This window comes from Streptomyces sp. NPDC003284 (assembly GCF_053589675.1).
Map to the genome: position 1 here is coordinate 43,806 of NZ_JBSFSI010000026.1, position 12,591 is coordinate 56,396.

The 12,591-nt window shown below is 73.0% G+C and carries 13 protein-coding genes; 4 read left to right on the top strand and 9 right to left on the bottom strand.

The window, feature by feature from the left end; translation table 11 throughout:
• The first annotated feature begins 9 nt into the window (after nt 1-9).
• Nucleotides 10-876 (top strand): endonuclease/exonuclease/phosphatase family protein, encoded by an 867-nt coding sequence (locus tag ACWDYF_RS33735; protein ID WP_389473500.1) that lies wholly within the window; start codon nt 10-12, stop codon nt 874-876.
• Here the strand turns inward: ACWDYF_RS33735 and ACWDYF_RS33740 are convergent.
• From ACWDYF_RS33740 to ACWDYF_RS33755, 4 genes are all read right to left on the bottom strand, one after another.
• Nucleotides 862-1,899: a hypothetical protein gene (locus ACWDYF_RS33740; protein ID WP_389473451.1), complete on the bottom strand. Its 1,038-nt coding sequence runs from the start codon at nt 1,897-1,899 to the stop codon at nt 862-864. The two genes, ACWDYF_RS33735 and ACWDYF_RS33740, sit on opposite strands and share 15 nt — an antisense overlap.
• 80 nt (nt 1,900-1,979) lie before the next feature.
• Complete coding sequence (locus tag ACWDYF_RS33745) at nt 1,980-3,422, bottom strand: dihydrolipoyl dehydrogenase family protein (protein WP_381741992.1); 1,443 nt, start codon at nt 3,420-3,422, stop codon at nt 1,980-1,982.
• A gap of 110 nt (nt 3,423-3,532) precedes the next feature.
• Nucleotides 3,533-3,979 (bottom strand): VOC family protein, encoded by a 447-nt coding sequence (locus ACWDYF_RS33750; protein ID WP_018565476.1) that lies wholly within the window; start codon nt 3,977-3,979, stop codon nt 3,533-3,535.
• A gap of 61 nt (nt 3,980-4,040) precedes the next feature.
• On the bottom strand, nt 4,041-4,892 hold the full coding sequence (locus tag ACWDYF_RS33755; RefSeq protein ID WP_389473448.1) for an alpha/beta fold hydrolase: 852 nt from the start codon (nt 4,890-4,892) through the stop codon (nt 4,041-4,043).
• 354 nt (nt 4,893-5,246) lie between these two features.
• On the opposite strand from ACWDYF_RS33755, the gene ACWDYF_RS33760 reads away from it, so the two are divergent.
• On the top strand, nt 5,247-6,164 hold the full coding sequence (locus ACWDYF_RS33760; protein WP_389473446.1) for an SGNH/GDSL hydrolase family protein: 918 nt from the start codon (nt 5,247-5,249) through the stop codon (nt 6,162-6,164).
• Between the two features lie 269 nt (nt 6,165-6,433).
• On the opposite strand, the gene ACWDYF_RS33765 is transcribed toward ACWDYF_RS33760, so the two are convergent.
• From ACWDYF_RS33765 to ACWDYF_RS33785, 5 genes are all read right to left on the bottom strand, one after another.
• On the bottom strand, nt 6,434-6,859 hold the full coding sequence (locus ACWDYF_RS33765; protein ID WP_389473442.1) for an organic hydroperoxide resistance protein: 426 nt from the start codon (nt 6,857-6,859) through the stop codon (nt 6,434-6,436).
• Between the two features lie 260 nt (nt 6,860-7,119).
• Nucleotides 7,120-7,512 (bottom strand): hypothetical protein, encoded by a 393-nt coding sequence (locus ACWDYF_RS33770; RefSeq protein WP_381741984.1) that lies wholly within the window; start codon nt 7,510-7,512, stop codon nt 7,120-7,122.
• A 93-nt stretch (nt 7,513-7,605) separates the two neighbouring features.
• Nucleotides 7,606-8,610, bottom strand: coding sequence for an NADP-dependent oxidoreductase (locus ACWDYF_RS33775; RefSeq protein ID WP_381741982.1), 1,005 nt, complete (start codon nt 8,608-8,610; stop codon nt 7,606-7,608).
• A gap of 46 nt (nt 8,611-8,656) precedes the next feature.
• The gene (locus ACWDYF_RS33780) at nt 8,657-9,844 is read right to left on the bottom strand and encodes an acyl-CoA dehydrogenase family protein (protein ID WP_389473438.1); all 1,188 of its coding nucleotides are present in this window, start codon (nt 9,842-9,844) and stop codon (nt 8,657-8,659) included.
• 153 nt (nt 9,845-9,997) lie between these two features.
• Nucleotides 9,998-10,690: a hemerythrin domain-containing protein gene (locus ACWDYF_RS33785; protein WP_389473436.1), complete on the bottom strand. Its 693-nt coding sequence runs from the start codon at nt 10,688-10,690 to the stop codon at nt 9,998-10,000.
• Between the two features lie 66 nt (nt 10,691-10,756).
• Between ACWDYF_RS33785 and ACWDYF_RS33790 the strand changes: the two genes are divergently transcribed.
• Together ACWDYF_RS33790 and ACWDYF_RS33795 are read left to right on the top strand one after the other, a co-directional pair.
• Nucleotides 10,757-11,362 carry a TetR/AcrR family transcriptional regulator gene (locus tag ACWDYF_RS33790; protein WP_389473434.1) on the top strand — a complete coding sequence of 202 codons (606 nt, stop codon included), beginning with the start codon at nt 10,757-10,759 and terminating at the stop codon, nt 11,360-11,362.
• A gap of 283 nt (nt 11,363-11,645) precedes the next feature.
• A complete protein-coding gene (locus ACWDYF_RS33795) occupies nt 11,646-12,590 on the top strand; it encodes an NADP-dependent oxidoreductase (RefSeq protein WP_381741977.1) in 945 nt (314 codons plus the stop codon).
• Nucleotide 12,591 lies beyond the last annotated feature (1 nt).

Below are 12,591 nucleotides of genomic sequence, written 5' to 3' on the forward strand. Positions count from 1 at the left end.
GTCCTGGTGATGGTGGGTCACCGGCTCGTCCCCGACGGACCCGGGCACCTCGGCTCGCTGGTCGAGAGCTTCCTGCCGTGGACCGCGCTGGTCGTCCCGGTGCTGCTGCTGTGCGCGCTGCTGCGCCGGTCCGCGACCGCGGTGGTGGCCGCCGCGGTGGCCGCGGCCGTGTGGGGCTCGGTGTTCGGCGGCACACTCGTCGACAAGAGCGCCGAGCGGGCCGGCGGAGGCGACCTGACCGTCGTGACGCACAACGTCGACGAGCACAACCCGGACCCGGCAGGAACCGCGCGGGCCCTGGCCGCCTCCGGGGCCGATGTGGTGGCCCTGGAGGAACTGGGCGACGCGACGGACACGTACCGCAAGGTCCTCGCGAGCCGTTACCGGTACGCGGTGGTGCGCGGCACGGTCGGTCTGTGGAGCCGGTACCCGGTGGACGACGGCGGCCCGGTCGACATCGCGCCGTGGCCGCGCGCCCTGAAGGCCACGGTCCACACACCCAGGGGACCGGTCGCCTTCTTCGTCGCCCATCTGTTGTCGGTACGGTTCAGCACGGCCTCGGGCTTCGGAGTCGGTGCCCGTGACGCGGCGGCACTGCGGCTGGCCGACGCGCTGCGCGCCGAGAAGCTGCCGCGACTGGTCGTGGTGGGCGACTTCAACGGCACCACCGACGACCGGGCGCTGGCCCCCGTCACCTCCGGTCTGCGGTCCGCGCAGGCCGAGGCGGGCGCCGGGTTCGGCTTCAGCTGGCCGGCCGCTTTCCCGGTGGCCCGGATCGACCAGATCCTGGTCCGCGGGGTGGACCCGCGCTCGGCCTGGTCGCTGCCCGCCACCGGCAGCGACCATCTTCCGGTGGCGGCGTCACTGCGGCTGTGACTCCAGCCGGTCAAGGGCGGCCGCGATCCGCCGCGGTGTGGTCCCCTGGGTGATGCGTTCCGCCAGGCGCCGCAGCTCCGCGCGGGCTTCCGGTCCGCCGATGCGCTCGAGCGCGTACACGGCGCTGTTGGCGACCTTGGGGTTGCGCGGGCCGTGGCCGGGGACATGGCGCAGGACCGTGTGGGTCAGGGCACCCAGCGCGGCGACCGTCTCCTCGTCCGGGCCGGTGAGCGCGAGCAGCCAGGTGAGCCCGCGCAGGGCATCGGCGTTGAACGGGTCGAGGAGTTCGTTGACGGGGGCCCGGCGGTAGTCCTGGCGCGCGGTGAGGGTGCGCGGCCGGCCGGCCAGGGCGAGCCAGCCCAGCGCGCGGGCCCTGAAGGCGCCGGGGCCGATGTCGTCCAGGAGCGCGCGGCCCGTGCGCTCCCAGGTGGCGGTCGGCCGGACCGCTCGGGCGGTGGCGGCGTGGGCGAGCAGGTCCCGCCAGACCGGCCGGAGTCCGAGGATGTCGGCCATGGCGGTCTCGGCCCACTGCTCGCCGACGTTCAGCACGGGCTCGGTCATCCGGCCGGCCAGTCCGTTCAGGCCGGGGGGCACGTCCTGCGGGCGGCGCCGTATCGCGGCCACGACGGCGGGCGGCAGCGGGCGTCCGGCGTCGAGTTCCGCCTCGGCGAAGCAGACGGCCTCCGCGGGCGCCTCCCAGTGGTCCGCCGCGCGGCCCAGCTCCTCGCGCCGCTCGGCGACCAGTGTCTCCCCCGGCAGACCGCGGGACAGGGTCAGGGAGAGGTACAGCAGCGAGCTGCGCAGCCCGCCCCGGGCCGGGGCGACGCGCGCGGGCAGGACCGCCAGCAGCCGGGCCCGTGTCCCGGCCGGCTGCTCGGCGAGCTGGCGCAGGACCTCGTCCCACACCATGCCGGGGAAGCCGTGGGTGGTCTCGTACGCGGCCACGGCCAGGTCCAGTACCGCCTCCATGTCCCCGTCCGCCAGCGCCAGCCCGACGCGCTGGACGTATCTGAGTCCGCTCATGTCTCTCTCGCCTCATGTCACATGTGTGTATGGCCGGCCGGGACCGACCATACACACAAGGTGTGAGGCGAGCGAATGTGTCAGCCCCGGTAGGTTTCGAGGAGTCGCAGCCACACCTCGCTGATCGTCGGGAACGGCGGGACCGCGTGCCACAGCCGGTCGACGGTGACCTCGCTGGTGATGGCGACCGTGGCGGAGTGCAGGAGTTCGCCGACGCCGGGCCCGGCGAAGGTGGCGCCGACGACCGTACGGCGCTCGGGGTCGATGAGGACGCGGGCCGTGCCGCGGTAGTCCGGGCGGTGCTGCAACGCACCGGCGAGCAGGCCGATCTCGTAGTCGACGACGTCGACGCGCCGGCCGGTGCGCTCCGCCTCCTCGGTGGTCAGGCCCACCGCGGCGATCTCCGGCTCGGTGAACACCACCTGCGGTACGGCTTCCAGGTCGGCGGTGGCGGTGTGGCGGCCCCAGCGCGCGGTGTCGAGGGGCTCGCCCTGCGCCCGCGCCGCGATGACGGCACCGGCGATCCGGGCCTGGTACTTGCCCTGGTGGGTGAGGAGCGCGCGGCGGTTGACGTCGCCCACGGCGTAGAGCCAGTCGCCGGACACGCCGGTGGCGGTGAACGAGTCGTCGGTGGCGATCCAGCCGCCGGGGGTCAGGCCGACCGTGTCCAGGCCGAGGTCGTCGGTGCGCGGGGCGCGCCCGGTGGCCAGCAGCAGTTCGTCGGCGACGAGCCGGCTGCCGTCGGAGAGGGTGAGGTGCACCTCGCCGTCCGGGCCGCCCTCGCGGGTCGCGGTGCTGATGGTGGTGTTCAGGCGCAGTTCGGCGCCCGCCGCGCGCAGGCTGTCGGCGACCAGTTCACCGGCGAACGGCTCCATGCGGGTCAGCAGGCCCGGCTCGCGCGCGATCAGGGTGACCTGGGAGCCGAGGGCCTGGTAGGCGGTGGCCATCTCGACGGCGACGACCCCGGCACCGAGGATGGCGAGCCGTCCGGGCACCCGCTGCGAGGCGGTGGCCTCGCGGCTGCTCCACGGCCGCAGGGTGTCCAGGCCGGGCAGCGGCGGGAAGGCGGCGCGGGTGCCGGTACAGACGGCGACGGCGTGCACGGCGCGCAGGTGCAGCACCTCCCCGTCGGGGGTGTGCACGGTCACCTGCCGGGGTCCGTCCAGTCGGCCGTGCCCGCGGACCAGGTCGATTCCGGCGCCCTTGAGCCAGTCGACCTGGCCGTCGTCGTTCCAGTCGGCGGACATGCGGTCGCGGTGCGCGAGGACGGCCGCGGTGTCCAGCGGGCCCGCGACGGCCGGGTTCAGGCCGGGGACCTTCGCCGCGTCGGCGCGCAGCAGGGCGGGGCGCAGCAGGGCCTTGCTGGGCTCGCAGGCCCAGTACGAGCATTCGCCGCCGATGAGTTCGCTCTCCACGATGACGGTGCTCAGTCCTGCGGCCACGGTGCGGTCGGCGACGTTCTCGCCGACCGGTCCTGCGCCGATCACGACGACGTCATAGGTGCGGGTGTTCTCGGTCGTCACTGGTACTCCGGTGGGTGTGTGCCGGGGGTGTGCGGGGGCGGGCCGTGCGGGCACGGCCGGGCGCCCCGGGGGCGGCCGTCGGACGGCCGCCCCCGGGGCGGGCGCGGGGGTCAGCGGCCGGGGGCGCGCTCGGTGACCTCCTGGAGGAACCACTGGTTGCCGTCCGGGTCCTCGAACGAGGCGAACGAACCGTAGCTGGCCCGCTCCGGGTGCAGTCCGGGCACCCGGTCGGCGTCGCCGGGGTGGTGGAAGATGCCGGTGACGTCCTGGAACGGCTCGCTGACCTCGACACCGTTCCCGGCCAGTTCCTTACGGGCCTGCTCGATGTCGGTGACGATGAGGTGCAGGCCGTGCAGGGTGCCCGGCCGCGCCTGGCTGACGCCGTCACCGAGGATGACCGAGCAGCCGGAGCCCGGCGGGGTCACCTGGACGACCCGGTAGCCGTCCTGGACGGGGAAGTCCGCGTCGAGCCGGAAGCCCAGCCGCTCGGTGTAGAACTGCTTGGCGCGGTCCACGTCCGACACGGGCAGGACGACGACTTCGAGCTTCATGTCCATGGTGCTGTTCTCTCTTTCGGTGGGGCTGGGTTCAGCCAGGGGTTCCGGGTGCCGGGACGGGTCAGCGCGTGGTGGCGCGGGCCGCCTTCTCGATCACGTTGGCGACGACGCCCGGGTGGGAGACGGCGACGGAGTGGGAGGCGGCGATCTCGGTGGTGTGGGCGTGGGCGCGCTGGGCCATGAAGCGCTGTACGGATGCGGGGATGTTGAGGTCCTGGGTGGTGACGATGTCCCAGCTGGGGATGGTCTTCCAGGCGGCGGTGGTGGCCTTCTCCTCCAGGGCGGCCTGGGCGATGGGGCGTTGTCCGGCGGCGGCGAGGGCGGCCTGGTCGCGGGGGACGTCGGCGGCGAACTGGTGGCGGAACTTGTCCTGCTGGATGTAGAGGTCGGTGCCGGTGGTGCCGTCGGCGTTCTTGAACGGGACGGGGTCGAGGGCGTCGGGGAGGGTGGAGCCGGGGTACTTGTTCGTGAGGCCGAGGGCGGTCTCGCCGGGGGCGGGGAGGAAGGCGGCGACGTAGACGAGGGCCTTGATGTCGTGGTCGCCGGTGGCGGCCTGGCTGATGACGGAGCCGCCGTAGGAGTGGCCGACGAGGATCTTGGGGCCCTTGATGTGGTCGAGGAGGCTGCGCAGGGCGGTGGCGTCGCCGCTGGGGCTGCGCAGGGGGTTGGCGGCGGCGACGACGGGATAGCCGTCGGCGCGCAGTCGTGTGATCACGCCGTTCCAGCTGGAGGCGTCGGCGAACGCGCCGTGTTCCAGAACGATCGTCGGCCTGGCGTGCCGGCCGGCGGTGTCCGTGTGCTGGGGCGTGCTGCTCGCGTTCACGGCGAACGCGGTACCCGCGATGCCCGCCGTGAGCGTGGCCGCGACCGCCGTCACGAACCGCCGGCCCCGCAGATTCTTGATACCGACCATGAGAAATCACCCTCCGGAAAAATCTTGAACTGTGCTGAACAGCGAACTGTGCTAAATCGCGACCTGTGCCGAGGAACCGCACGAGAAGCTCGATGTGTCCACTGTGGGCCACACATGTTGCTCCCGCATCCGTCGCATGACGGTCATACCTGGGTACGTACATCTACTTGGCCGCGCCCCGCCGCGCCGGACACCTAAGCCATTCGACGCTCGGACACACGCCGCCGCCCGCCCGGACGCCCGTCCTCCGCCCCGGCCGGTGGCACAGCGGCCGATTCGTTACCTCGGCCACCGGCACCTTTCGGGCCTCCGCAACGTGTCAGCTAGTGATCGTCGATCACGAGAGGACAGATCTTGAGGAGACTCCTTACCGCTCCCACCGCGCGGCGCTCGCTCACGGCGGGTGCCGCGCTGCTCGCCGGTGTGTCGGCCCTGGCCCTGGCCGGGACCCCGTCGGCGAGTGCCGCCGACGCCCGGCACGACGGGCGCCACCGGGTGGACTATGTCGCCCTCGGCGACTCGTACGCCTCCGCACCGCTCGTCCCCACCCAGGTCGACAGCACCTGTCTGCGCTCCGACCAGAACTACGCCTCCATGGTGGCACGGTCCTCGCGGGCGGCGCTGACGGACGTCACGTGTTCGGGCGCGACCACCGCGAACATGGCGGCCCCGCAGGGCTCGGTTCCGGCCCAGTTCGACGCGCTGAACCGGGGCACCGACCTGGTCACCGTCACCATCGGCGGCAACGACATCGGCTTCTCGACCGTGCTGGGCACGTGCGCGAAGCTGTCGGCCTCCGATCCCGCGGGTGCGCCGTGCCGGTCGTACCTGACCGGCCAGGGCAGTGACCAGGTCTCCGACGCGGTCGCCCGGACCGCGCCGAAGATCGCGGACGTGCTGCGCGGCATCCACCGCCGCGCCCCGCACGCCCGGGTCGTGGTCGTCGGCTATCCCGACCTGTTCCCGGACGACGGTGTCGGCTGCACCAGCGCCAAGGTGCCGCTGGCCGCCGGTGACTTCTCCTACCTGCGGGACAAGGAGAAGGAACTGAACGGGATGCTGGCCCGGCAGGCGCGGCGCGGCGGCGCGGAGTACGTGAACACGTACGCCCCCACCGTCGGCCACGATCTGTGCCAGCCGGTCGAGCGGCGCTGGATCGAGACGTTCGCCCCGGAGACACCGGCCGCTCCGGTGCATCCGAACGCTTCGGGTGAGCGGGCCATGGCCGGTGCCGTCCAGCGGGTGCTGACGCGCCACTGGTGGCACTGGTGATGACCGGGGGGCTTCCGGGCGACGCGCTGTGCGGGTCGCTGTGAACGGAACACCTTGAAAGCAGGGGGCCCGGCTCACACCGGGCCCCCGTTCCCGTCCACCCGCCCCCACGGCTCAGAGCGGACGGGAGATCCGGCGGCAGTCCGCCCGGCCGGGGGGACCGGGGGACCGCCTCGTCCTGCGTCCACGAGCGGAGCGCAGGAGCCTTCATCTGATGAACGCATCCCGGCCCGCCGAGGGTTCACAGAAATGCCACGGTCTTTTCCGTGTCAGGCGGCGGTGGCGTCGAGGGTGACGGGGATGTTGCCGCGGGTGGCCTTGGAGTAGGGGCAGATCTGGTGGGCGGCTTCGGCGAGTTCCTGTGCGGTGGTCTGGTCGACTCCGCCGAGGACGGGGCTGAGCGTGGCGGAGAGGGAGAACTCGCCGTCGTCGCCGTGAGTGAGGGTGATCTCGGCGGTGATGGCGGTGCTGGTGAGGCGGATGTGGCGGGTGGCGGCGGCGCGGCGCAGGGCACCGAGGAAGCAGGCGGCCCAGCCGGCCGCGAAGAGCTGTTCGGGGTTGGTGGCGTCACCGGCGCCGCCCAGCTCCTTCGGGATGGCCAGGGTGTGCTCCAGGAGGCCGTCCTCGGAGCGGGCGGTACCGCCGTTGCGGCCCTCGCCGGTGACGGCGACACGGGCGGTGTAGGTGACGGCCATGACGGTTCTCCCTGTACGTGTTCGTGGATACGTGGGTGTCGGGTGCCTCCTTCCCTGGTGACCGGACTTTCTCGTCACCCGTTCAGGCGGTGACGTCATCATGGCAGGCGTGCGCGCCACCGGTCAAGCCGGTGACGGCGCCGGGAGAGCGTGGCCCGCGACACATCAGGAAAGCGAAACGCGGCATGCCCGTGCCGGAAGCACGGTCATGCCGCGTGGGTGACGGCGGGATCACCGGTGTACCGGCGTCCCGGGGACGATCACTGCCAGCGCACGACGCGGGGGGCCTTGGTGGTGCCCTCGGCGCTGTACTTGCGGCCGGGCGAGGTGGCCTGCCAGCCGCCGCGGGGCGCGCTCACCTTCGCGATGCCGAAGTGCGTCCGGCCGCCGTCGCGGAAGCCGCCGATGGTGTAACCGCCGGTTCCCCAGACGTTGAACGTCTCGCACTTCCCGCGGTGGACAGCCGTGCTGCGCAGACCGTCGGACCAGGTGATGTCGGCGTCGTAGCTGCCCTTGGCGCACAGCTGCACGCGGTGGACGCTGACGGCCGCGGAAGCCGGGGCACCCGCCGCGACGACCGCGGTCCCGGTGGCGAGGACGACGGCGCCCGCCGCCATGAGGGCACGCAGCCGGGGGCTCTGCTTGTCACGCATGAATTCTCCTGCATTCAGGGGGTGGTGGCCTTACACCCCCACAACGGGCGCTGTTGTCACCGGAGTTCACAGGAGTTCACCGGAGTTCACACCTCACAGAGCGAGCACCGTCTTGCCGGTGTTCTCCCCCGCGAACAGCCCCCGCAGCGCCTCCGGGAAGCGCTCGACCCCGCCGCTGATCACATGGGTGCGCTCCTTGAGCCGCCCCTCGCGCAGCCAGTCGGCCAGCCGGGCCCTGGCCTCGTCGAAGCGCGGGGCGTAGTCGAAGATGACGAAGCCCGTCATGGAGGCCCGGTTGACGAGCAGTTGCATGTAGTTCGAGGGGCCCTGCACGCCGTGCTCGGAGTTGTACTGGGACACCGCTCCGCTGATGACCACCCGCGCCCCGCGGGCCAGCCTGGTCAGCACGTCGTCGAGCACATCGCCGCCGACGTTGTCGAAGAACACGTCCACCCCCTGCGGAGCGAGCTCCTTCACCTGGGCCCGCACCGACCCGGACTTGTAGTCCACGGCTCCGTCGAAGCCAAGCTCCTCCACCAGGTGGCGGCACTTGTCGGGACCGCCCGCGATGCCGATGACCCGGCACCCCTCGATCTTGGCGATCTGGCCGACCAGCGCGCCCACGGAGCCCGCCGCGGCGGAGACGACCACCGTCTGGCCGGGCCGGGGACGGCCGATGTCCAGCAGCCCGAAGTACGCCGTGAGTCCGCTGAACCCGAGCACGCCGAGGTGCAGCGGCGCCTCGCCCAGGGACAGGTCGACCGTGCCGACGTCCTTGCCGTCGCTGAGCGCGTACCGCTGGACGCCGAAGGTGCCGCTCACCACCTCGCCGACCGGGTGGTCCGGGTGCCGGGACTCGACGACGTGCCCGGTCCCGGCGGCGCGCATCACCTCGCCCAGGGCGACCGGCGGCACATAGGAGCGGCCCGCGTTCATCCAGGAGCGCATGGCGGGGTCGATGGACAGGAAGTCGACCTCGACGAGGAACTCCCCCTCGCCCGGCTGCGGGGCCTCTTCCTCCGCGTAGCGGAAGTCGGAGGCGGCGGGCAGGCCGACGGGGCGCGCCGCGAGGCGGTACTGCGGGTTGGTGCGGGACACGTGTGCTTCCTCCGGGGTGCGGTGACTCGGTGGGACGGGACGGTGTTCAGAGCCGGGCGGTGTCGATCGGCAGGCCCAGCAGATGGCGGCCCGTCACTTCGTAGGTGGCGGCGTTCACCTGTATGTGGGCCGTGACGGTGTGCGCGTCACGGAATCTGCGCTGGAGGGGCGAGTCCTCGTGGATGGCCGCGCCGCCGCCCAGCTCGTACATGGCCGCTGTCACCTCGGCCGCCGTGCGGGCCGCGTGGGTGGCGGCGAGGCGCAGGTCGACCCGTAGGTCCGTGGTGACCGGGGCCGCGTCCCGTGCGGCCCGCCAGGCTCGGGCCACGGCGTCGTCGTAGAGCAGGCGCGCGGCGCGCAGGGCGGCCTCGGCCCGCGCCACCGCCGCCTGGGTGGCGGTGCGTTCGGCCAGGGTGCGCTCCGAGCCGGACGGGCGGCGGACCGACGCCAGCGCCAGAAGGTCGTCTACGGCACCACGGGCGTTGCCGAGGGCCGCCGCGGCGACCGACAGGGCGAAGAACCCGAGGAGCGGGAAGCGGTAGGGCGCGGTGGCGTCCGCGGGCGGCCCGTCGACGAGCGACGCCAGCCGGTGCGCGGGGACGAACACGTCGTCGGCCACCACGTCGTGGCTGCCCGTGCCGCGCAGGCCGCTGGTGCGCCAGGTGTCGAGGATCTCCAGCTCCGCCGTGGGCATGGCGACGACGCGCAGGACGGGCGCGGCGCCCTCGGCCGCGTCGGGACCGGCCAGCACACACCCGGCGATCAGCCAGTCGGCGTGGGTCACACCGGAGCAGTACGCCCAGCGTCCGGTGACCCGTACCCCGCCGTCCACCGGCAGGGCGCGGGCGGTGGGCGCCCACACACCGGCGGCGACCGAGCGGGGGTCGCCGAAGACCTCGGCGGCGCCCTCGGCGGGCAGATAGGCGCTCAGCAGGCTCGTGGAGGCCGCGATGGCCACGCACCAGCCGGCGGACGCGTCCGCGCGGGCCACCGTCTCGGCCGCCCGCAGGATCCCGGGCGGCGGGATCTCCGGGCCGCCTAGGGATTCCGGGACGCCGGCGCGGAACAGCCCGCCGGCGGTCAGCGCGTCGGCCAGTTCCCCGGGGAGCGATCTGCGCTCCTCGGTGGCGGGGGCCAGGGCGCGGGCGAGGTCCGCGCAGTGCCGTGCCGCCGCGTGGAACTCCGTCCGTCCGGCCCGCTCGTCGTCGGTGGTGGTGTCGCTCAGGTGAGGCATCGTCAGCAGTATCCCGGTGGATCGTGTCGAATGTGAGGTCCGGGGCGGGATCCTGGGAGGATCCCGGGACCGGTCGTCCTCGGTGGGGGCGTCACCATGATCCCCGGGACACGTGTGGGATATGCCGTCAGTGGCGGCGTGTACCGGCCAAAGTCAGCCCGTGGCGGCCGCCTCGGCGGCGCGGACCGTCCGCGCGTAGGTGAGGTAGCGCCGGGCTCCGACCAGCCGCCACAGCACCCGGGCCGGTGCGGGCATCTCGCCGAGGAACCAGGCGCGCTGACGGGGCGTGGCGTCCTCCAGCACCATCCCGGCGAGGTTCAGCTTGCCGGCGAGTGTCTTCGGGCCGTTCTTCATCGCGTGCTTCTGCGGGACCAGCCACTCGGGCACGGTCAGGTGCTCGTGCATGAGCGGCAGCACCCTGCTCTCCTCCAGGTCGAGGTGCACGGTCAGCGCCTCGTCCAGGCGGCGCAGCGCGTCCGCGATGCGGTCGCGTGCCGTGGCGTCCGCCTGCGCGGTCCAGGCCGGGAGGCCGGACCCGATGGCCGCGACGGCGTCGGCGATCGCCTGGTGCTGGGTCTCCATCAGGCCGATCAGATCCTTCTCCAGCGGGACCCGTTCCATGAGGACCGGCCAGAGAAACATGTCTTCCGCCTCATGGTGCTCGTGGAGCATGGCGAGGACCAGCGCGAGGTGGTCGCCGACCACGCGGGCGCGGGCGGTGTCGGCGGGCCGGACGGCCGCGACCAGGGACGGGAGGTTCCGGAACTCACGGCGCAGAGTGCGGTGGATCACCACCATCTGCTCCGTTTCCGGCTTGTCGGTGGGAGCGTCGGGATTGATCGGCATACTTTGAGAGTAACAGGGTTCCTCTGAAAATATGTTTCTCTGGCTCGGCCTGCGATACTGCCGGTCATGGCCAAACGTGTGTATCGATCAGTGGTCCGGGCCGCCTCGGCGCGGGAGACCCGCGCCGAGGTCCTGCGTGCCGCGGAGGAGCTGTTCGCCGGGCAGGGATACACACGCACCACCGTCGCCCAGATCGCCGAGCGCGCGGGTGTCGCCGTGAACACCGTGTACACCAGTGTCGGCGGCAAACCGGCCCTGATCGGGGCCCTGGCGCGGGAGAGCACCGACGACGAGGGGATCACCGATTCGATGGCCGCCGTGCTCGCCGAGACCGACCCGCGGCGCATCCTGCGTCTGACGGCCGAGGGGACCGGCGAGGTCACCCGGCGCCGCTCGGCCTTCCTGCACGTCATGGTGGACAACGCCGCCTCCGACCCCGCCGTGGCGGCGGCGGCCGCGTACGCGGTCGGCAGGTACCGGCAGCGGCTGGCGGCCGTCTCCGGCCGCCTGGTCGCGCTCGGGGCGGTCCGCTCCGACGCGGCGCGGACCGAGCAGATCCTCTGGTTCTACTTCGGCACCGCGAGCTGGTCGACCGCCCGCGAACTGGGCTGGGACTGGGACGAGACGGCGGCCTGGCTCGCCGAGCAGGCCGCCTCGGCGCTGCTCGGCTGAACCGGGCACACCTCCCCTATGGACTTTGAAGTCGAATGGACTTTGAAGTCCAGAAAATTCGGTCTACCGTTCCTGCCATGACCGCGGCGATGGCACACGTGGAAACACGTGTCATGGAGCCCGCCCGACGCATGTGACCCGCGATGCCGGACCGGCCGGTCCCGGATCGGTCCTTCGCGGCATCGACGGTCACATGACTGAAGGCGGCTCCCGGCAGGCCGCGGACAATCGCTGTGAGACACATCCGGAGCCGCGGGACGGCCCCCGTCCCTGGGAGGGAAACATGAAGGCAGTAGGCGTCACCCGGTTCGGGGGCCCCGAGGTCCTGGACGTCTTCGAGCTGCCCGCACCGCACGCGGGCCCGGGACAGGTGCGGGTGCGGGTGCACGCCGCGACCGTCAACCCGGGCGACCGGTTCCTGCGCGGCGGGTTCGCCGATGTCAGCGCGGTCCGGCCGCCGTACGTGCTCGGTGCGGAGGCCGCCGGGGTCGTGGACGAGATCGGCCCGGGGACGGACACCGGACTGCGCCTCGGCGACCGGGTGATGGCGGTGGTGGTGCCCAACACCGCGACGGGCGGCGCCTACGCCGAGTACGTCGTGCTCCCGGCCCGGCAGGTCGCCCTCGCGCCCGCCGGCACCAGCCACGCCGAGGCGGCGACCCTGCCGATGAACGGGCTCACCGCCCGGCTCGCCCTGGACCTGGCCGACCTCGCGCCGGGCCGGACGGTCGCGGTCACCGGCGGCGCCGGGGCGGTCGGCGGCTACGTGGTCCAACTGGCCGCGGCCGACGGGCTCACGGTCGTGGCCGTCGCCTCGCCGCACGACGAGGACCTGGTGCGCGAGCTGGGCGCGGATCTGGTGGTGCCCCGGTCGGGCGACATCGGCCGGAACATCCTGCGGGCGGTGCCGAGCGGTGTGGACGGGCTGGTGGACACCGTCGGCGCCGGTGCCTCCGCCTCGCTGGCCGTGCGCGAGGGCGGAACGATGTCCAGCAGTGTGGGGATCGGCTCCTCCGAGGAACTGCGGCTGCGCGCCGTCCGCAACCGTACGGCGGTGTTCACCTCGTACCTCGGCGACACGGCACGCCTCGACCGGTTGCGCGTCCAGGTCGAGAAGGGCCTGCTCACCCTGCGGGTGGCCCGGACCCTCCCCGCCGAGGACGCCGTCACCGCGCACCGGCTCCTGGAACAGGGCGGGATCCGCGGCCGGCTGGTGCTGGAGTTCTGAG

Coding starts and splice junctions, on each gene's coding strand:
- ACWDYF_RS33755 (WP_389473448.1), bottom strand. CDS start 4,892: ATGGTCGGTATCAAGAATCTGCGGGGCCGGCGGTTCGTGACGGCGGTC.
- ACWDYF_RS33785 (WP_389473436.1), bottom strand. CDS start 10,690: ATGCCGATCAATCCCGACGCTCCCACCGACAAGCCGGAAACGGAGCAG.
- ACWDYF_RS33740 (WP_389473451.1), bottom strand. CDS start 1,899: ATGAGCGGACTCAGATACGTCCAGCGCGTCGGGCTGGCGCTGGCGGAC.
- ACWDYF_RS33750 (WP_018565476.1), bottom strand. CDS start 3,979: ATGGACATGAAGCTCGAAGTCGTCGTCCTGCCCGTGTCGGACGTGGAC.
- ACWDYF_RS33780 (WP_389473438.1), bottom strand. CDS start 9,844: ATGCCTCACCTGAGCGACACCACCACCGACGACGAGCGGGCCGGACGG.
- ACWDYF_RS33790 (WP_389473434.1), top strand. CDS start 10,757: ATGGCCAAACGTGTGTATCGATCAGTGGTCCGGGCCGCCTCGGCGCGG.
- ACWDYF_RS33770 (WP_381741984.1), bottom strand. CDS start 7,512: ATGCGTGACAAGCAGAGCCCCCGGCTGCGTGCCCTCATGGCGGCGGGC.
- ACWDYF_RS33765 (WP_389473442.1), bottom strand. CDS start 6,859: ATGGCCGTCACCTACACCGCCCGTGTCGCCGTCACCGGCGAGGGCCGC.
- ACWDYF_RS33795 (WP_381741977.1), top strand. CDS start 11,646: ATGAAGGCAGTAGGCGTCACCCGGTTCGGGGGCCCCGAGGTCCTGGAC.
- ACWDYF_RS33735 (WP_389473500.1), top strand. CDS start 10: ATGGTGGGTCACCGGCTCGTCCCCGACGGACCCGGGCACCTCGGCTCG.